Annotated in this window: 17 protein-coding genes and 1 tRNA gene; 8 read left to right on the top strand and 10 right to left on the bottom strand. The window is 41.5% G+C overall.

Features of this window, described 5'->3' with window-relative positions; genetic code table 11:
- Positions 1-71 precede the first annotated feature (71 nt).
- The 3 genes from J4N25_RS17010 to J4N25_RS17000 all read right to left on the bottom strand — a co-directional run bounded on the left by J4N25_RS17010 (position 72) and on the right by J4N25_RS17000 (position 4,260).
- Positions 72-533, bottom strand: coding sequence for a hypothetical protein (locus J4N25_RS17010; RefSeq protein WP_207422989.1), 462 nt, complete (start codon positions 531-533; stop codon positions 72-74).
- A 165-nt stretch (positions 534-698) separates the two neighbouring features.
- Positions 699-772: transfer RNA gene (locus J4N25_RS17005), tRNA-Pro, on the bottom strand.
- A gap of 383 nt (positions 773-1,155) precedes the next feature.
- Positions 1,156-4,260 (bottom strand): glycoside hydrolase family 2 protein, encoded by a 3,105-nt coding sequence (locus J4N25_RS17000; RefSeq protein WP_207422988.1) that lies wholly within the window; start codon positions 4,258-4,260, stop codon positions 1,156-1,158.
- A 658-nt stretch (positions 4,261-4,918) separates the two neighbouring features.
- Between J4N25_RS17000 and J4N25_RS16995 the strand changes: the two genes are divergently transcribed.
- The 8 genes from J4N25_RS16995 (at position 4,919) to J4N25_RS16960 (ending at position 12,619) form a co-directional block, all read left to right on the top strand.
- The gene (locus tag J4N25_RS16995) at positions 4,919-5,416 is read left to right on the top strand and encodes a c-type cytochrome (RefSeq protein ID WP_207422987.1); all 498 of its coding nucleotides are present in this window, start codon (positions 4,919-4,921) and stop codon (positions 5,414-5,416) included.
- 25 nt (positions 5,417-5,441) lie between these two features.
- Positions 5,442-7,415: a Sec-dependent nitrous-oxide reductase gene (nosZ, locus tag J4N25_RS16990; RefSeq protein WP_207422986.1), complete on the top strand. Its 1,974-nt coding sequence runs from the start codon at positions 5,442-5,444 to the stop codon at positions 7,413-7,415.
- Positions 7,416-7,531: 116 nt separating this feature from the next.
- Positions 7,532-8,104 (top strand): hypothetical protein, encoded by a 573-nt coding sequence (locus tag J4N25_RS16985; RefSeq protein ID WP_207422985.1) that lies wholly within the window; start codon positions 7,532-7,534, stop codon positions 8,102-8,104.
- Positions 8,101-8,529 carry a nitrous oxide reductase accessory protein NosL gene (locus tag J4N25_RS16980; RefSeq protein WP_207422984.1) on the top strand — a complete coding sequence of 143 codons (429 nt, stop codon included), beginning with the start codon at positions 8,101-8,103 and terminating at the stop codon, positions 8,527-8,529. Before J4N25_RS16985 ends, J4N25_RS16980 begins: the two co-directional genes overlap by 4 nt.
- 2 nt (positions 8,530-8,531) lie before the next feature.
- Positions 8,532-9,764: a nitrous oxide reductase family maturation protein NosD gene (gene nosD / locus J4N25_RS16975; RefSeq protein ID WP_207422983.1), complete on the top strand. Its 1,233-nt coding sequence runs from the start codon at positions 8,532-8,534 to the stop codon at positions 9,762-9,764.
- Complete coding sequence (locus J4N25_RS16970; protein WP_207422982.1) at positions 9,752-10,462, top strand: ABC transporter ATP-binding protein; 711 nt, start codon at positions 9,752-9,754, stop codon at positions 10,460-10,462. Before nosD ends, J4N25_RS16970 begins: the two co-directional genes overlap by 13 nt.
- A 3-nt stretch (positions 10,463-10,465) precedes the next feature.
- Entirely contained in the window at positions 10,466-11,233 is a 768-nt protein-coding gene (locus tag J4N25_RS16965; RefSeq protein ID WP_207422981.1) for an ABC transporter permease, read from the top strand.
- A gap of 78 nt (positions 11,234-11,311) precedes the next feature.
- Positions 11,312-12,619 carry a tail fiber domain-containing protein gene (locus tag J4N25_RS16960; RefSeq protein WP_207422980.1) on the top strand — a complete coding sequence of 436 codons (1,308 nt, stop codon included), beginning with the start codon at positions 11,312-11,314 and terminating at the stop codon, positions 12,617-12,619.
- Between the two features lie 62 nt (positions 12,620-12,681).
- Here the strand turns inward: J4N25_RS16960 and J4N25_RS16955 are convergent, their stop codons facing one another.
- From J4N25_RS16955 to ric, 7 genes are read right to left on the bottom strand one after another with little or no spacing between them, the layout of a single operon-like run.
- The gene (locus J4N25_RS16955; protein ID WP_207422979.1) at positions 12,682-13,110 is read right to left on the bottom strand and encodes an RrF2 family transcriptional regulator; all 429 of its coding nucleotides are present in this window, start codon (positions 13,108-13,110) and stop codon (positions 12,682-12,684) included.
- Positions 13,111-13,129: 19 nt separating this feature from the next.
- Entirely contained in the window at positions 13,130-14,350 is a 1,221-nt protein-coding gene (locus J4N25_RS16950) for a hypothetical protein (RefSeq protein ID WP_207422978.1), read from the bottom strand.
- Positions 14,347-14,679 (bottom strand): metal-sulfur cluster assembly factor, encoded by a 333-nt coding sequence (locus J4N25_RS16945; protein ID WP_207422977.1) that lies wholly within the window; start codon positions 14,677-14,679, stop codon positions 14,347-14,349. Before J4N25_RS16945 ends, J4N25_RS16950 begins: the two co-directional genes overlap by 4 nt.
- A gap of 22 nt (positions 14,680-14,701) precedes the next feature.
- Positions 14,702-15,997, bottom strand: coding sequence for a hypothetical protein (locus tag J4N25_RS16940; RefSeq protein ID WP_207422976.1), 1,296 nt, complete (start codon positions 15,995-15,997; stop codon positions 14,702-14,704).
- A complete protein-coding gene (locus tag J4N25_RS16935) occupies positions 15,994-16,806 on the bottom strand; it encodes a DUF2249 domain-containing protein (protein ID WP_207422975.1) in 813 nt (270 codons plus the stop codon). Before J4N25_RS16935 ends, J4N25_RS16940 begins: the two co-directional genes overlap by 4 nt.
- Complete coding sequence (locus J4N25_RS16930) at positions 16,796-17,266, bottom strand: hemerythrin domain-containing protein (RefSeq protein WP_207422974.1); 471 nt, start codon at positions 17,264-17,266, stop codon at positions 16,796-16,798. The genes J4N25_RS16935 and J4N25_RS16930 overlap by 11 nt, the downstream gene beginning before the upstream one ends.
- Before the next feature lie 53 nt (positions 17,267-17,319).
- A complete protein-coding gene (ric, locus tag J4N25_RS16925; protein ID WP_207422973.1) occupies positions 17,320-18,273 on the bottom strand; it encodes an iron-sulfur cluster repair di-iron protein in 954 nt (317 codons plus the stop codon).
- Positions 18,274-18,493 lie beyond the last annotated feature (220 nt).

Below are 18,493 nucleotides of genomic sequence, written 5' to 3'. Positions count from 1 at the left end.
CAGCTACTTCTAAAAAAAGCTAATGATTTTATAATAATGCCTGGAAAAATACTTCAACAAAGTGAGCCCCATCAATGAGATGTTCCGGGTGGTCCCGAATTTAAGGTTAAAAGAGGCCGCAGAACAGCGGGTTTATTCAACTGCAGGTCTGGCTCAGGCCTGCTTCGGTTCTGATTCAGTATAAGCGGCGTTTGAGCGTAGGATACCTGAACTTGACCTAAACCAGAACTGTTATCTTCTTCGTCTATTCTTCCTCTCATATAGTCGGCAATTGCCGCATTGAACACCTTCTTGCCCCGCGGTAATTTCGCCTGGTAAGCAGCCTTCCTCTGCGGATCCCTGATAATGGATTTAGCGTAGGCCACAGCCTCTGCGAAGCGTTTTTGCTCTGCTTTTTGCTTCTCAGAATAAACCACCCTGCTCATATCAGGAAACGTTGTAATGACCGTTCTCCCACGCCAGTGCTTTATCACGACAATGCCTTCAACATGGCCGCGCACATAATCAGGAAGAGATGTATACAGTATTGCCATAGAATGAGAGATACTTTTCGTAAATATAAAAAGTTAAAACAATGCAAACAAGGTCCGCTTCGACAGTGAAAATTGAGAAGGGAAGATTGCTATGATCCGTTTAAACGTTCAAAAGCCTCTAAATTTAATTTAGAGGCTTTTGAACCCAGTTTGACTGGCTTTAAGTCGGGGTGGCAGGATTCGAACCTACGACCTCCACATCCCAAATGTGGCGCGATACCGGGCTACGCTACACCCCGAACTTGTTTATTTTAATTAGAATTGAAATTGGGAAATCTAACTAAAAACGCTTTCTAAATGCTCTTGACAAAGGTTTTCATTTTCTTGAGCCCTTTTGCTAAGCGTGGTGCAAATATAGGAAAAATATCTTTCTAGCAAACTACAAAAACAAATTTCTGCAAATTGCTAAAACAAAGAAAAATAATACGCTAAGCATCAGTGACTTTATTTGTTAAGGCAGAACAACAAGTCAACTTAAGGCAGTTTCCGCGGGACCTTTGATCTGAGACTATTAACTATGAGACTCTACAAAGTCTCATAGCTAACATCTCACATCTCAAATCCCAACAACTCATATCTCATATCTAACCTCTCACCCTCTCACATCTAAAATCCAATTCCTCTATTGATCGGCAAACTTTATCATGTTCAATAACAACTGCTGTCCTACAATATTCGCCCTGTTCTTAGACGAGTTGTTGAAGGTTGTCATGGCTGCATTTTCACCGTCTCCCTCTGCCCTTTTTCCTACGTTCACGTCTTTAATTGTAGATAAGATATCCAGGGATGAAAGGATGATCCGACCTCTTCCATGCGGTAAGATACTTAGTGCAGAATACACTTCAGGCTTATGGTCCGCAACACAGGCTACAACGGTTTCCCCGTTTTCGATCTTCAATCCTAGCCGCGCTTTATTGTATGTAGCAAGGCTTTGGTATTCCCAATTAAAAACACAGTTCTGAGGCAGGCCTTTTAATAAGTCATGCTCTTTCACAAAGTAGTTGCCTCCGTACCAGGTGCTTCTAAGCTCCCTGCTTCCCCTGTAATCAACTATCTCCTTCCTGTTTAAGAAGGTGGCCCACTTCTCAATAGTCCCGATCACGATCAAAGTATTTCCTTCATTTACCCACTCTAAGATCTCAGTCACCAAAGGATTTCCTGTTTGCTGGGGATCAAAGGCGCCAACGATCATGTATTTGCCGGAGGGCCTGCCGGATTTAAATTCTTTGAATGAATTAATATTAGCAGATTTCATGAACGCCGACACCACTCCACTTGTATCTGCAACCTGGCCATTTGCAGGAATACCCTCTTTGTTCAGCGCCACCGCAAACATTTTATCATCACCTTCAGCTACAACCTGATCCTTATTCTTCAAGACGGCTTTTAAAGTGGTGTAACCAGGACTTTGAGGTACAGCAGCAAAACCGGCCGACAGTAGCTCTCCGTAAGTCGAACCTCCTGTTACTTTAACAGGAATTGCTTTCTGACTAATTACCTTTCCATCGCTTCCAACTACAGAAATATGTAAATCAAAATTGCCCTTAATTCCCGCTTCGTTAACAATAAAGAAATCGACAATAGAGGTATCCTTTACTTCCAGCACTTTCCTGTTCATCTTTACGGCTACGTAGAGCGGTTTCATATACCTGGAAATGAGTTCAGGGTCTCCTTTCGCGTTCCTGTAATTATCCACGATGCCCGAATGATTTTCCAGCTTCATACTTTCCCAGCCATTTATTGCATATCCATCGGTCTGGTTTGAGATCCTTACATTTTCAATCACCCTACCCTGGTAGTAGTAGGCCACATTCCCCATATTTCTAGTGAGTGAATCAACATTAGGAAAGGCCTTGCTAAAGCCTAGGTTTGTTTTGAGGAAGGTATCATAAGCATCATACCACTTCAGGTAATCGGCAGACTCCCAACCTATTTTAGCGCCTGTCTTCAAAATTTCATCTCTGATCAGTTGAAGCCGTGGGGGCGTGCCGATTGCACCTTCCTCTCCCCAGTACTGAATCTCATCCTTATGGTCGAAATATCTCAGAAAATCTTTGGGTCCTTTATATAAATTATCATGGTAAGTTCCAGGCCCTCCTGCATGGTGCTGATCAAACCATCCATAGTCCCTGAAAGTAAAATCATAGGGTAATAAATGCAATTTGAAGCGAGGGTCCGGACCTATTTTTATATCTCCATTAGATGAGTTATAGGTGATGATCCGTGTTTCATCTAGTTTGTGGGCAGCCAGCATTTGTAAGCTGTCCTGCTTCTGAGGTTGTGCTCCGCGCTCATTGTGCATATTGTAGATAACCAGGGATGGATGATTCCGGTCCCTTTTGATCATGCGGAATAGTTTCTCGTTCCTCGTGGCAAAATAAAAATCAGCCTGCATTTTTCCCATTGCATCAGTGGCATTGTAACGATCGGCAGGATATTGGTTTCCCCCTGGTTCAGCAAAATAAAGCAGGCCCAGCTCATCGGCATAATCTAGAACATTTTGTTGCCCTATGGTACGATGAAAATTGAGCATGTTAAGTCCTATCCTCTTAGCTATCTCGATTTGCTTCTTAGCCAACTCGTCGCTCGGGGCGATACCATTCACTGGCCAAAAGCCCCAGCTAATAGATGTTAGTGCAAAAAACCTCTTTCCATTCAGGTAGAACTGCTTATCGCCGTCAATATCCCTTACTTCAAACCATCTGAAGCCAAACCGCTGCTGATACTCATCCTGACTCTTGTCGGCTCCGCTGAGCTTGGCAACAACGTTATACAAGTCGGGACTAGAAGGGCTCCATAGCTTTGCATCGTTGAGCGCGATCGTATACGTATTCACGGCCCTGCCTTTGGCAAGGGATGTTAATGGATAGGTTTTCTCAAAAACTACTTTCTGGTCACCTTTAGCCTCTTTAATTTGAATAAGAAGATTTCCTGTAATGGCCTTGGATTGATTAAACGTGGTTACCTGCACATCTACCTCATTTGCCTTAGGTTTATTTTTTACGAAGATGTCCTCGACATAAAGTTTATCTGTAGCAACAAGTTTCACCTTGCCTGTGATCCCACCGAAACCATGTGTGGGATTAGTTCTGTAATTACCCCACATAAAATTCTGGGAATCCCTCCAGTCAAAATTTCCATTGGGATCAGTAATCCTTACAGCGATTTCGTTCTGTTTACCCGGGACTACAGCATCTGTTATGTCAACATCGAAGGGCGTACCATTAACGAGATCGTACCCCACCAGCTTCTTATTCACAAATACTTCTGCCCTGAATCTCACGCTTTCAAAGTGCAGTACTATCCTTTTATTCTTAAAGCTGGACGGAACCTCGGCGGTGGTTGTGAACCATGATACTCCCAAATAATTACCGGAGAGGCCATAGCTGTTGCCGTTTGCACCCCAATGAAACTGCTCTACAGTTGCCGGCACTTTAGTAACAATCCCCGGTTCCTTTTCCAGAGCGGCCCATCCCCCTACCGGTAAATTTGGCTTAAGCTTTTTAAGTGCCACAGGCGGCGCATAAAGCTCGTCGTTGATCCAGGTGGCTTTTCTATCCAGCACTAACTTCCAGTTGTTTCCGGAGAGGTCGCTGACCGTCCTACCCTGCTGGGCAAAAAGAGGCTGGAATAATAGCAGTAAAGCGGCTTGCGAAAATACGCCCCGAACTACTTTTCTCCCAGCTTTAAAGCTATTAAGTGTAAAGGCTGTTCTTGATAATGACATGTAATAATTATTTAAGTATGATCTTATTGGTTTAAAAGAAATGACGAATGCCAACGTTGACATCTTGGTTAAAAAAAATGGCTACTGCCTGAATTTGGTTATAAAAAATGTAATGAGCTCAAAAATAAGAGAAGAATCCTCCAATTTTCTGGGACAAATATAGAAGTATCCATTTTTCCCGGCGTGTATTCAATTCACAAAATTCTCGTTACACTTCACATTATCATTCAGCAAAGAGCAATGGATTTTAGGTCTAAAAAGACAGATCTTAATAGTTTCGCAATCGCTGTGAACTCACAGAAGCTCACAAACGGAGGATGAAAGTTTTTGATCCTTCTTTCTGGCCTCTTAGAAACCTAGCGATGCGACCTCATTGAGGCCTTATAGAACAATTAATAATCTCAATAAAAAAATTAGACTTTCAAGAAAAACCTCCATGAGCAGAAACCCACAAACGGAGGATGAAAGTTTTTGGAGGTTCTTTGTGGCCCTTAAAATACAAATAGACTTTCATAAAAATAATAGAAGATAAATTTGTCTTTATATAAATAAAAGATACTTTTGTCTTTTATAGAGATGAGTCATATTGTAGAAAGTTATAAAGCTTATTAGCCTTAACAAAGACAAGAATATCCTTAACAAACAAATCAACATAACAATGAAACGAAAATCAATTTCCAGCCTCTTCATCTTCCTTCTTGCTGCAGCTATTTATGGTTGCGGAAGTAGCGAAACATCCTCATCTCAACAAAGCCAGGCTTCAGCCGCCACCCCGCCTGCCAGTACTGAGACTTCTGCTGTCAGCAATCCTGAAGACAAAAGTGACAGTAAAGGAGTAGGACGGTTTAGCTCTGTAGAGATAGGAACCTTAGATGCTGCAATGGCCTCTAAAGGAGAAGCAGTGTTCACCGCTAAATGCGCAGCATGTCACAAAATGACAGGAGAAAAGCTGGTGGGACCAGGTTTGAAAGGAGTAACACAACGTCGCACCCCAGAGTGGATCATGAATATGATCACCAATCCTGAGGAAATGACCAAAAATGACCCTGTTGCTAAAGCTCTTTTTGAAAAGCACCTGGTACAAATGACCTTCCAAAATGTAAGCGACGAGGAAACTCGTCAGGTACTTGAATTCTTCCGAAAAAACGACCAATAACAGGAAACATTTAAACGATAGTAAAATGAAATTCAATTATCAACCCGCCTTGTTATTTACGGCGTTAACAGCACTCACTTTCACAGCCTGCAAGCCCGGAAAGGTTAGTCAGGCAGCAGATGAAGACGCAGCTAAAAAGGTTTATGTGGCTCCCGGAAAATATGATGAGCTATACATGTTTGCCTCCGGTGGTTTTAGCGGACAGGTAGCAACTTACGGAATCCCGTCCGGCAGAATGCTGAAAGTAATTCCTGTATTCTCCCAAAACGCTGAAAATGGTTATGGCTATTCAGAAGAAACAAAACCAATGCTGAATACTTCACATGGTTTTGTTCCCTGGGACGATACCCATCACCCGGAGTTATCAAAAACAAATGGAGAAGATGATGGCCGCTGGCTATTTATTAATGCCAATAACACACCGCGTATTGCAAGACTTAACCTCGCTACATTCAAAACAGACGAGATCCTTGAACTCCCGAACGTAGGAGGAAACCATGCCTCTCCTTTCTGTACAGAAAATACCGAATACGTAGTGGGGAACACCCGTTTCAGTATCCCTCTGGATGCTGCTAAAAATGTTTCCATTGCCGATTACAAAAAGCAATTCAAGGGCGCCGCAACCTTTATCAAAGTAGATAAAACCAGCGGTAAAATGAACATCGCCTTCCAGCTGATTGTTCCCGGTTTCAATTATGACCTTGCCCGGGCTGGGAAAGGTCCTTCTCACGACTGGATCTTCTTCACCTGCTACAATACAGAGCAGGCAAATACCTTGCTTGAAGTAAATGCAAGTCAGCGCGACAAAGATTTCATTATGGCTGTAAATTGGAAAAAAGCGGAGGAGCTTATTGCCCAGGGCAAAGGATCTAAAGTTCCGGCAAAATACGCGCATAACGTTTGGAATGAAAAAACGCACTCAGCAACTTCCACAATGATGAATGAGGTTACTATGCTGGACGTGCAGAAACATCCTGGCCTGATCTATTTTATTCCATGTCCTAAATCTCCGCACGGAGTTGACGTAGAACCGAACGGGGAACTATTTGTAGCGAGTGGAAAACTGGCAGCGGTGATCCCGGTCTTCTCTTTCAAAAAGATGCTTAAAGCGATCGATGGCAAACAATACGATGGAGATTTTGATGGAATTCCGGTATTGAAATATGATGCTGTTTTGGAAGGTGAAGTAGAAAAACCAGGACTGGGACCATTACACACCGAGTTCGACGGAAAGGGTTATGCCTATACTTCTATGTTCGTTTCCTCTGAGATTGTAAAGTGGAAAATTGACACCCGCGAAATCATTGACCGTATTCCTACTTATTATTCGATCGGACACCTTTCGGTTCCGGGTGGCGACTCTCGTAAACCTTATGGTAAATATGTGATCGCTTTAAATAAGATCACTAAAGACCGGTATTTGCCAACAGGCCCTGAGTTAACCCAATCTGCTCAGCTGATCGACATAACAGGGAATAAAATGAAGTTATTGCTGGATTTCCCAACGATTGGTGAACCTCATTACGCTCAAACCATCCCTGCGGAGAAGGTCCAGAAGAACTCTGTTAAGTTCTTCAAGCTGGAAGAGAATAATCATGCGTTTGCTACCAAAGCAGAGAAGGATGCACGGGTGGTGCGTAAAGGGAATCGCGTAGATATTTATATGACAGCAATTCGCTCACACCTGGCACCAGACAATATTGAGGGCATAAAAATGGGAGATGAAGTGTACTTCCACGTGACCAATTTGGAACAGGACTGGGATGTACCCCACGGTTTTGCCGTTAAAGGATCTAATAATGCAGAGTTATTGGTCATGCCGGGAGAAACAGCGACCCTTAAATGGAATCCCGACCGCTCTGGTATTTTCCCATTCTATTGTACCGACTTCTGCTCGGCACTACACCAGGAAATGTCAGGATACATAAGAGTTTCGGATCAAGGTTCTAATATCCCGATCTCTTATAAGCTCGGAGATAATCCTCTCGCAAAAAAATAGGAATAACATTAAAGACATTCTTGCAGAAACGGGACGGAGCTGAAGATCGATTACATGAGGCTAACCTAAGAAATTGTGCTTCAAACCCCGTTTTTGCGAGAATTAATAATACGATTATGCAGGAAAGATCCCGGATGCTGATAGGCTTAAGTACCATAATGATGCTAAGCGCCTACTTTCTTCCTTTATGGCAAATAGTTCTTGAAGCTCCCCAATACCCGGAGGGTCTCGAAATGAAAATATGGCTGAATGGAATAACTGGCAATGTTGAACAGATCAATGGCCTTAATCACTACATCGGGATGCAGCATATCGTTGTTTCTGAATTCATTGAATTCAAGATACTCCCATATATTTTCGGGATACTGATACTAACCGGACTTATAGCAGCTATAAGAAACAGTAAAAGACTACTTCATATCTGGATGGCCCTTCTTATTGTATTTGCAATTGCCGGTTTCGTTGATTTCTACTTCTGGGAATACAACTACGGTCACAACCTTGATCCAAGGGCTGCAATCAAAGTTGAAGGGATGAGCTATCAGCCTCCCCTAATAGGCTATAAGCAGCTGCTTAATTTCCTAGCAGGTTCATTTCCTGCCATCGGAGGAATAATAGTAGGAATTGCCGGGGCGATTGTTGTCGTGGTAATAATTTATGAACACCAGTTAACAAAAAGACTAAAATGAAAATCTGGAAACTAACATTCCTTCTCCTTCTTTTTGCCTGCGGCAAGAAACCAGAAGAGATCCGTTTCGGAAGCGATGCCTGTGAACATTGCAAGATGACCATTATGGATCAGAGATATGGAGCCGAAATAGTTACGGCAAAAGGAAAGGTATTCAAATTCGATTCCGCTGAATGCATGGTCGATTTTGTCCATATCGGAAATGCAGAACTTGATGATCCTGAGACCATCTATTTAACAATAAATACTGCAGCTCCCGGCCAGCTTATTGAAGCATCTTCAGTAACTTTTCTAAAAGACAAAGCCTTTAAATCGCCAATGGGAGGAAATATCGCGTCTTTTCCAACAAAGCAACTAGCTGAGAACAACAAACAAAATGCCGACGCAAAGATCATGAGCTGGACAGAGCTCTTAAGAAGCCGCTAAAAATGAAAGTCCCTTTTCTCCATCTTCTCTTTCTTCTTGTTTCTGCCCTTAGTTCGGCAAACACGATCAACGTGATTAAAAACGGCAGAGTCAACAATTTGAAAGAGGCTATAGCTTTGGCTAAAGATGGAGATACTATTATCGTTCGTAAAGGAATTTATTCCTCGTTTAATACCGTAATTAATAAATCCCTTACTATCCTTGGAAAAGACTATCCTGAACTTGATGCAGGCTTCAGGGAAGAAGTGGTTACAATACTTGCGAGAGGTGTTAAGTTTGACGGCTTTATTATAAGGAACTCGAAAGTAGGTTCTCTAAGGGATTACGCAGGTATCAGGATCCATAAAACGGAATTTGTAACCGTCAGTAACAACAGGCTAATCAATAATTTCTTTGGGATCTATGTATCCGACAGTAAGCACGTCACCATTTACAATAACAGCACTCAGGGCACCAATAGCGTGCAGAATTCAGGCAATGGAATTCATATGTGGCAATGCCAGAATATACGGATCAACAATAATTACTCGACTAAACACCGTGACGGGATTTATTTTGAATTCGTAAAAAAGAGCTCTATCAGCAATAATAAGAGTGAAAAGAATATCCGGTACGGCCTTCACTTCATGTTTTCAGATGATAACCTTTACAAACACAACACTTTCAAAAAAAATGGTTCGGGAGTAGCTGTAATGTATTCAAAACGCATCAGGATGTTTAATAATCTGTTCCTGGAAAACTGGGGCAGCTCTATTTATGGCTTACTTCTAAAAGACATCTCCAACTGTGAAATAAGATATAACCGGTTTATCAGGAATACCACCGGAATTTACATGGAAGGTTGCGAAGGAATTAAAGCCGGCAATAACCAGTTCATTAACAATGGATGGGCGATGAGAGTGCTGGCTAATTGCGTGAATGGTGAATTTAAAGAGAATAACTTCAAGGCTAACTCCTTTGACGTTACAACAAACGGCAGTTTGAACTTAAACCATTTCGACAACAATTACTGGGACAAATACGAAGGCTATGATCTTGATAAAAATGGTGTAGGCGATATCCCCTACCATCCGATCAGCCTTTATGCCCAATTAATAGAACAGATCCCGCAAAGTGTGATGCTTATGAGAAGTTTTATGGTGAATCTACTTGATAAGGTAGAACGTGCAATTCCTTCACTTACGCCGGAATCTGTTAAAGACAACAATCCAAAAATGCGACCATGGAAGATTTGATAGAATTACGTGACTTAAGGAAGTCCTTCGGAAAGCTGGAGGTACTAAAAGGGATCAACTGCGTTTTTGAAAAAGGGAAAGTGGTCTCCGTTCTCGGCCCAAATGCCGCGGGCAAAACAACCCTGATTAAATCAATTCTGGGAATGGTGATACCAGACAAAGGGGATATCCTTTTCAGGGATAAGGTTGTTACCGGAACTTTTGAGTATAAAAAACACCTAGGCTATATGCCGCAAATAGGCCGCTATCCGGACAATATGAAGATCGGGCAACTGTTCGATATGATGCAGGACCTAAGAAAGGTGACATCCAAGCTCGACACCGACCTGATAGAAAGCTACAATTTAAAGTCTATGTACCATAAAACGATGAGTACGCTATCAGGAGGAACCCGACAAAAAGTAAGTGCCGCCCTGGCCTTCCTATTTAACCCCGATGTATTGATCCTGGATGAACCTACGGCCGGATTAGATCCGATCGCAGCGGAAGTACTTAAAGAGAAGATTTTGGCGGAAAAGAACCAGGGCAAACTAATCCTTATCACCTCACATATACTTACTGAAGCCGACGAATTAGCAGACACGGTGATGTACCTGCTGGATGGAAAGATAAGATTTTATAAATCTATGGAGGTACTAAAATCAGAAACGGGCGAGAACAGACTTGGTAAGGCTTTAACAAAAATATTAGCCGCTTAGCTTATGTTTAAAATTGCAAAATATATCATACTTGATATTATCCGCAGCAAAGTGCTGATAACTTATACATTACTTTTAGCTGCCATAAGTAGTAGTATATTCATGTCTGATGCAGACGTGACCAAGGGATTGATCAGTATAACCACTATTGTAATGATCATCGTGCCTCTTGTGAGTATCGTTTATGCAACCACCTATTATTTCAACGCCACAGAATTCACTGAGCTTTTAGTTTCCCAACCGATAAGTCGCCATGAAATTTTATGGGGCAAGTTCATCGGCATCGCTGCTTCTATCCTGGGATCCTACATTATCGGAATTTGCATTCCTGTGGCACTATTCGCGTTCTCGGTTACGGGACTTATGCTTATGCTTTCGGGTTGCCTGCTAAGCCTGAGCTTTGTATCATTAGCCTTCCTTGCCTCTACCAAAACGAGGGACAAAGCTAAAGGAATAGGAATGTCGCTGATCATCTGGTTCTATTGCTCGATCATATTCGATGCAATGGTATTAATGTTTCTTTACTCGTTCTCTGACTATCCCCTTGAAAAAGCTATGATTGCCCTTACTGCATTAAACCCCATAGATCTGGCACGGATCCTCATCCTTCTGCAACTCGACATCTCGGCGTTGATGGGATATACAGGAGCTTTATACAGGGATTTCTTTGGGAGTGGAGCAGGAATCGCTTTCAGCCTGATTTTTCAACTAAGCTGGACGGTGTTACCTATATTTCTGGCTACCAGGATCTTTAAAACAAAAGACTTGTGACAGGTTACTAACCTCCCTTCTAAATTTATTGTAACAATAGGTACAGAGCTTCGTAAAATCGCCTAATAGGAGAACGATATGGGAGCGAGGAAAATCTACCAACTAACTACATTAATTCTATTTCTGGTTGCGGCAAAAGCAAAGGCACAAAATGTGGGGATAAATGCTACTGGGACGCCCCCGGATGCCTCAGCAGGACTTGATATTGATTACACAAACAAAGGCTTATTGATACCAAGGGTGTTTCTAACAGGCAAAACAGACAATGTTACAATTCCTTCCCCAAAAGAATCGCTGATCGTTTATAATAAAGCTACAGCTGGAACAGTTACGCCGGGTTACTATTATTGGACTGGCACAGCATGGGCAAGAGTTGCTTCAGCAGATGATCCTGTGGCAACGCCAAGTACTAATGCATGGTCTTTGTCTGGGAATACTCTTACCGGAAGCACAAATTTCCTCGGAACTATTAGCGATACGGACCTGCCAATTAAGACAAATAATTTCGAAAGAATGCGAATTAAAAGCAATGGCCAGGTGGGGATTGGGAGTTCAAATTTTAACGTAAAATATCCGGAAAAACTATTAGTTGACGGAGGAAGTAGTTATAATAACGTTATTAATGCAATTGGAAGCATTGACGATTATTTGCAAATAGGAGTGCAAAACATGTCGCCGGGTAATAAAGCCAGCTCAGATGTAGTAGCCTCTTCCAGTAATCCGGACCACTATGTTGATATGGGAATAAACAGTTCGGGTTATATTACAACTAAGTCCAACATTCTCAATCAGCCCTACACTGCATACCTGTATTCTTCAACACCGGAATGGTTTTTCATAGGGAACGGTGCACCAAGTAAAGGCGTGATATTTTTCACAAATGGTGGTAATAGCTACAACGCCAATAACAGTGCTGATGGTACAGAAAGAATGGTAATAACAGCGTCTGGAATAGTTGGAATTGGCTATAACACAACCGCCAACGGAACTATCAACACCCCAACAGATGTAAACTACTTATTGTCCGTTAACTCTAAGGTTCTGGCGAATGCCTTTAACACCCCATCAGACCGCCGACTTAAAACCAACATTAATGATCTTAACTACGGGTTGAAAGACGTCCTGGCCTTAAAACCTGTTTCCTATAACTGGATTGACCCCAGTCGTGGCAAAGAAAAACAACTCGGACTAATTGCCCAGGAGGCAAGGACCGTAATTCCGGAAATAGTAAGCGGTGATGAAGCAAAGGAAAAGCTCTCTGTAAATTACACTGAACTTGTTCCTGTTCTGATCAATGCAATTAAGGAACAACAGTCAGCGTTCGACAAGCAGCAAAAGAAAATTGAAGAGCTGGAAGGAAGGCTTAAAGCACTTGAGAATAAATAAAAGTATCTAGCTTGGATATAACTGAAAGGTCTGAACTGGTTTCAGGCCCTTTTTATTTCCCCCTATTTCAAAAAATACTTATTCTCTTCATATTCCTGTACCAGCTCATAAACCGACTTCTTACTAAATTCGATCAAAAGTTGTGTCCTTATCGGTTTAATCTGTTCATGCATAGGGCAAGGCTTACCATCAGAACATGCTTTCAGTCCCATTACACAGGCACTGAACAGCTCGTTCCCATCAATGGCACGAATGATATCAACCAGGTAAACAGACGTAGGATCGGTGATAAAAAAACCTCCATTAGGACCCTTTATAGAAGAGATCACCTTTTGTCTCGACATCTCCTGCAGGATCTTTCCCGTAAAATGCATAGGAGAACCGATAGCCTCTGATATTTCAGCAATACCCGCTTTTTCTCCTTTATGAGTTTTATAGGCTACGTAAACTGCTGCCCTGATAGCGTATTCGCAAGATTTGGAAAGTATCATATTTTTTAAAACAGACCCATTATTTCTTATGGCCAGAAATCCTTCTGTCAACATTGCCTGATCTATAGCACAGCACGAACCATACTATTCCCAGAAGTAAAAAGCTGATAGCCATCACCAGCAACACAACCTGAAAGTTGGGGATCAAAATTCCAAACAAAGCTAATAAAGGTTGCATAAATAACAGTACGAGATATACAACAACTGCTAAAACAAACAGAATATTAGTTTTTTGAACGCCAACAGTGTCAGGTAAAAGACCAGAATCAATTAATGCATTCAGAATGATCGGCATAAGGCCTCCTAAAGCCAGAAGATGAATATATCCTATAATCAAATTCCTGTTCGAAAAAACCCAGTTTCCAATATCCGGAAATCCAACCAATACCTGAAAGAATATTTTAAGGGATAAAGCAAGCAGGGCGATGTTCACCAGATAAGGTAATTTTCCTGGCCGCTTATTCAGGTACCGCAAGATCATCAGCCAGCTAATAAAGTTCGTGACGGCTCCGGCTAGCGCAATTATTCTAAGTACAATAGAGGGACCGCTCCAAAGTGTGAACAGAAAAAACAAAGGTAAAACTGACCAGATAAAGATCTTTAACCAGAGCAATAACTCGTTAGAGCCCTCTCCCTTTTTTAAATAGCTATTGAAGAAAATCGCCAGCGCGCTTAGTGTCATCCAGCCATTCATCTGGAAATGGAGATAAAAATAAATGGCATCGTTGTAAAGTGGAGTTCCTTTTTGACCCATTGCCATTAAGGGGCCTAAAGTAAAGGGACCGAGGGATGAAAGACAGAGAAAGATCAGAGCACCCTTCAGAAGTAGGCGAAATACAGGTTTGCCTGAGGTCTCCAAATACTTATCATGCCATACCTTGTAAGCAAACCAGTAGTTTACAATAATAAAAAGTGTAGAAAATGCTATAGATATTGCTTTGTAGCCCTGAAAGGAAAAGCTTATCAGCATCCCAAAAGCAGTTATTATTGTTAAAGCAAGGATCTTTTTGTAATGAGCGGACATGTTGCCGGGTGATATTACCTTAATGATCAGTACGGCTACCGATAAGAATATCCAGCCTGCAAAGGCAAAGTGAGAATGCGCATGGAGGATAAAGGAATAATTGAGGCCAGGAATCGGACTCACAGACATCAAGCGAAGCAGAACTCCAAACAACGAAAGAACTATAAAACCCCCGAAGCCCCACAATGTATAATTCTTTCCTTGTATAGCTGTCATCGTCTTCCAAGCTGCTTTACACCTTCTTCGGTTAAGTTTTCATAGCTCCATCTCGGTTCCCAGGTCAGCTCTACCTTTGGTATGTAGCTGGGATGAAAGTGCTCGAGGCAATTTTCCACCGAATGCAAGATCGCATCTCCCATTGGGCAAAATTGCGAAGAGAGCGTCATGGTGACCGTAATGGTTTTTGTTGCTTCATTTACGTCTATACCATAAACTAAACCCAGGTCGATAATGTTCACATCTAATTCCGGATCAAGCACAGTCCTTAGTGATTCCTGTATCTGTGCCTTAAAAAATGAAGTTTTGTCTTTTATATCTATTTCCATATCCCCTCTTAAAATTCAATTTTTATTCAACAACGGAGTTTACCCTGGTCTTATGCCACAGTACTTTCAGCAGGTTTACCAGGTAAACAAAAGCAGTCAGGATCAAACACCCGATCCCAGCCGACATGAGAATTTCTAGTTTTAAACTATAACCCAGATAAAAAGCCAGACAAAAAGCCACAAATAAAACTGTTTGTACTTGTAAAAGTGGCTTACTGTAAAGATCGGCAGGCAGAGGAGTTTTGCTCTTACCAGCCAGATGTTCATATTTGCTTGCCCAAACGATGAAGGGAAGTGTTTTGAAAGCCTGTCCCAGTATAAGCGAACTGATCCACCCCATGAAAAGTAAAGACCCGTAAAGCGTAGTATAATGTACTGATTGCGGATCCTGTTTCAACTGGTAATAGATGATCAAGGGCAATACAAATACTCCGGCTACCATCAAACCTAGTGATATGATGGTATTTGTGATGGGTAGCTCAATATGCTGTTTGATGCGCGACCTGAAACAATCAAAAACATATTTTAAGTACAACAGGATACCCGCAACAAGAACCAACACGATCAGGAAGGTCTTTGTATTAATACCGTAGATATAGGTATCCACCAGAAAAAGGATAAGTGCTCCATTTAGCAAATAGTAACACCAGCTCAAAAGCTTATCATTCGTTTTCCTTGAGACTAAAAACATAGGGATAAGCTTAGAGCTTACCCCTATAATTAACAACAAAAACCAACCAGCAATACCCATATGAGCATGCAGTTTTAAAAAATGAAGATGATCTTTTGGCAGGAAAGCAAACCTAAAATTAAAGACCAATAGCACACCTAAAAGCGCAGTGCCTAAAAGCCAGAGTGTCGAGGTAACCATAAACTCCTGCTGTATACTTGCTTCTTTTTTATTTGCCCTGGCGGTAAGAATTACCACCAATGCAAATAGAATGATCGAAAAAAGTAAAAGCAAGCTTCCCAGCTGCATACAGATGCCAGGATCAAAGGTCCAGAAAGAACAAACCAACAGGATCAATCCTGCGATAAATGTTATGAAGCTTATCCAGGGAAGTTTGTAACTATACAAGTCTTTTTCAAACACTACCGGAATAAGCTGATATGATGCTCCAAAAACAATAGTAGTACCCCAGCCTAAGGCTGCCATATGCGTAATAGCCAAGATTTTGGGATTAAAATAATGCCCTGATAATTCTGCAACGGAAGTAAAAAGCATCAAAGAAAGCATAACAAAGCATAGTGCAGAAAACAGGTAATGGCTTACCACAATCTTATAAAGGCTTTCCGACTGCTTTTTAATAACTTTCATCGCTTATAAATTAAAAGGGAGATCTTGCCGCTATTCTCTTCCTGGATCAGATATTCAAAGCCCTTATCACTTAAATGTGGTATAAGATAGACAGGCACTTTTTTATGATGAACGAATAGGGCCTCGTCATACTTCAGCGTTTCCAGTTGCTCAAGGATAGTGACCATCGGTCCCGGCATTTCTAAATGTCTTACATCGATCTCCTTCAATTTTCCACGGTACCGGGCAAGCATATTATCAAATGAGATAAAGGCATCGAGCAAGCATGTTTCATCAGGCTTTTTATCCTCTTTCGGTTTGCGGGCCGACTTCTTAAAATAGGTGATCACTACATTTTCAGTAACCCGCTCGGTATAACTCTCATAACCTTTTTTTCCCAGGAGTGAGATCAAGGGAAGCGGCTCAAAACTGTTAATAAGTTTAAGGCACTGGTTTTCATTAAGCCTTTCGATCTGCTGTAAAATTATTTTAAGCGGATCCTGATTAGCTGATATTACAGGGCGGACATCTAATTCTACAACAAGACTCTTATCAGGTATTACAAAAGCATCAGAAGGCTCCACTTCCATTTCCACAATACCGTTATTCACCTCAAATCCAATCTCTTTCATGCTCTTTAAAAATTCTTCTTCTTTACAATTGGCAATGCGGCATGCGTCGGATATAGACACTCTTTTTGCGAGTAATTTCCTCAAGGCAGGATTTCTCAAACGCCTGAAATTTCTGTTAAGCTTTTCCAGCGCCTGGATCACCTCGTCCTGGTTAACCTCCAGCAAGGCCTTAATTGTTGTTTTCCCATTAATTGTCATACTTCCAGAATTGAAAGGGATAAGTGTCTTTGAATATTGAATGGTCCTCCTTGATCGTTTCGCCAATCTCAGCAAGCTCTGATTCATTCAGGTATTGCTCGATATAAGGAAAAAGGGTTCTTTCCTCAAAACGAATATGATTTTCGAGCACCCTTGCAATTTCCAACAGGGTTGTCTGAATACTATGCGGTTCGCTTAGCCTTGCGACCAACTGCTCAATCTCCTGATGCTCCCTGATGGTCTGGATCTTCAACTTATCCCTATCGCTTAAATAACCCAGGATCAATTCTTCCTCTTCCCTGAAATGAGGCAATAAAGCTTCCGCAAAGAAATACTCTGCGTACTCCCTAATCACTCTTAATTCTGCGTCTCTCTTGATGCCTTCCCTGATCTTCCAACTTAAAAGCAAGCCGTGATGATGATCACGCGATAGCTCCTGCAAGTTTACATTCCTCTTCATAACGTTTTTTATTTAGCCGGGACAGACATGGGAGGATCTGCCCGGCAACCACACTAATTTTTTAAGCTTTTTTCCAATTCGAGTGACTTTGGAAATAGTATATTATTTTCCAGGTGAACGTGCTGAAACAGATCATTCTCAAATTCTTCCAATTTCTGGAACAGGATCCTGTAAGATGTGCAGGCATCTTCTGGCAGTTGATAGTCATTAGTAAGCGTACGAATTTCAGTAAGATCCTCTCCTGCCCCTTCGTGTTCCATCTCCATCACGTTTATCGGATTTGCCACCTGGCCAAAATGAGAAACCGGTAGAGGTTGGCCGGTTTTCTTGGCAAGCACCATCTCTTTTATATAAGGGAAAAGAATATTCTCTTCTTTCATCAAATGCATGCTCAGGTCATGTGCAATTCCGGCAAACACCTCGGCCACCTTCACTAACTCAGGATGGCGGTCGCCATGCACACGGGCTACTTTTTGTGAGATCTCGCTTAAGAACGGAATACTTTCACGAACATAATTGTGGTGATTATTGATGATATAATCACTCAGGAAGTCAAGCTCCCAGCTTTGGAAATTCTGACCTGATGCCTGGCCCTGATTATCAATTGCAGCAAGCTCTGCCTCTACCTTGTGAATATCAATTCCCTTCTTATCGCAAACTTCAGACAAGGTCTTTTTTCCACCGCAGCAAAAGTCAATTCCTAACTTTTTAAAAACCTGCGCCTTACGAAAATCTTTAGCTACCAGCTCGCCAACCGTCACTTCCTCATCCCCTTCATTTTTTTTGGTGATCCTTACCTGCCATACTTCGGGACCGTTGGCTAAATATTCCCAATTGAACACTTGTCCACGCTCTGCCAGTAACTGGTAGTATAATGGTTTAGGATCATGGTCATTGTGAATAATGAATCCCTGACCAGGATTCATAGAATCGAACTTATCGAAGATTGTTGGATGTTTTAAACGTGGTTCTATTACCGTTACATTTAGGATATCTGCTGTTTCCATTTTGTTGTTATTAATTAAAGACAAATTTATCTTTTATATTTTTATTTAGAAAGCTTCTAAGGGAATAAAAATTAGAATGACATTTAGATTATAAAAAGACAGTTACATCCTTTATTATAACTACTCTGATCTCTCCGGGACTAAAATCTTATACACTATCCGTAAAATAGTGTAAAACCCAGAACGCTGATTGGAAGTACTTTTGTAGTATAAATTTTAA

The organism is Desertivirga brevis, assembly GCF_017355835.1.
Note: the sequence above shows the minus strand (reverse complement) of the source record. Positions and strands in the feature narration are given on the sequence as shown.

Coding starts and splice junctions, on each gene's coding strand:
- J4N25_RS17010 (WP_207422989.1), bottom strand. CDS start 533: ATGGCAATACTGTATACATCTCTTCCTGATTATGTGCGCGGCCATGTT.
- J4N25_RS17000 (WP_207422988.1), bottom strand. CDS start 4,260: ATGTCATTATCAAGAACAGCCTTTACACTTAATAGCTTTAAAGCTGGG.
- J4N25_RS16995 (WP_207422987.1), top strand. CDS start 4,919: ATGAAACGAAAATCAATTTCCAGCCTCTTCATCTTCCTTCTTGCTGCA.
- nosZ (WP_207422986.1), top strand. CDS start 5,442: ATGAAATTCAATTATCAACCCGCCTTGTTATTTACGGCGTTAACAGCA.
- J4N25_RS16985 (WP_207422985.1), top strand. CDS start 7,532: ATGCAGGAAAGATCCCGGATGCTGATAGGCTTAAGTACCATAATGATG.
- J4N25_RS16980 (WP_207422984.1), top strand. CDS start 8,101: ATGAAAATCTGGAAACTAACATTCCTTCTCCTTCTTTTTGCCTGCGGC.
- nosD (WP_207422983.1), top strand. CDS start 8,532: ATGAAAGTCCCTTTTCTCCATCTTCTCTTTCTTCTTGTTTCTGCCCTT.
- J4N25_RS16970 (WP_207422982.1), top strand. CDS start 9,752: ATGGAAGATTTGATAGAATTACGTGACTTAAGGAAGTCCTTCGGAAAG.
- J4N25_RS16965 (WP_207422981.1), top strand. CDS start 10,466: ATGTTTAAAATTGCAAAATATATCATACTTGATATTATCCGCAGCAAA.
- J4N25_RS16960 (WP_207422980.1), top strand. CDS start 11,312: ATGGGAGCGAGGAAAATCTACCAACTAACTACATTAATTCTATTTCTG.
- J4N25_RS16955 (WP_207422979.1), bottom strand. CDS start 13,110: ATGATACTTTCCAAATCTTGCGAATACGCTATCAGGGCAGCAGTTTAC.
- J4N25_RS16950 (WP_207422978.1), bottom strand. CDS start 14,350: ATGACAGCTATACAAGGAAAGAATTATACATTGTGGGGCTTCGGGGGT.
- J4N25_RS16945 (WP_207422977.1), bottom strand. CDS start 14,679: ATGGAAATAGATATAAAAGACAAAACTTCATTTTTTAAGGCACAGATA.
- J4N25_RS16940 (WP_207422976.1), bottom strand. CDS start 15,997: ATGAAAGTTATTAAAAAGCAGTCGGAAAGCCTTTATAAGATTGTGGTA.
- J4N25_RS16935 (WP_207422975.1), bottom strand. CDS start 16,806: ATGACAATTAATGGGAAAACAACAATTAAGGCCTTGCTGGAGGTTAAC.
- J4N25_RS16930 (WP_207422974.1), bottom strand. CDS start 17,266: ATGAAGAGGAATGTAAACTTGCAGGAGCTATCGCGTGATCATCATCAC.
- ric (WP_207422973.1), bottom strand. CDS start 18,273: ATGGAAACAGCAGATATCCTAAATGTAACGGTAATAGAACCACGTTTA.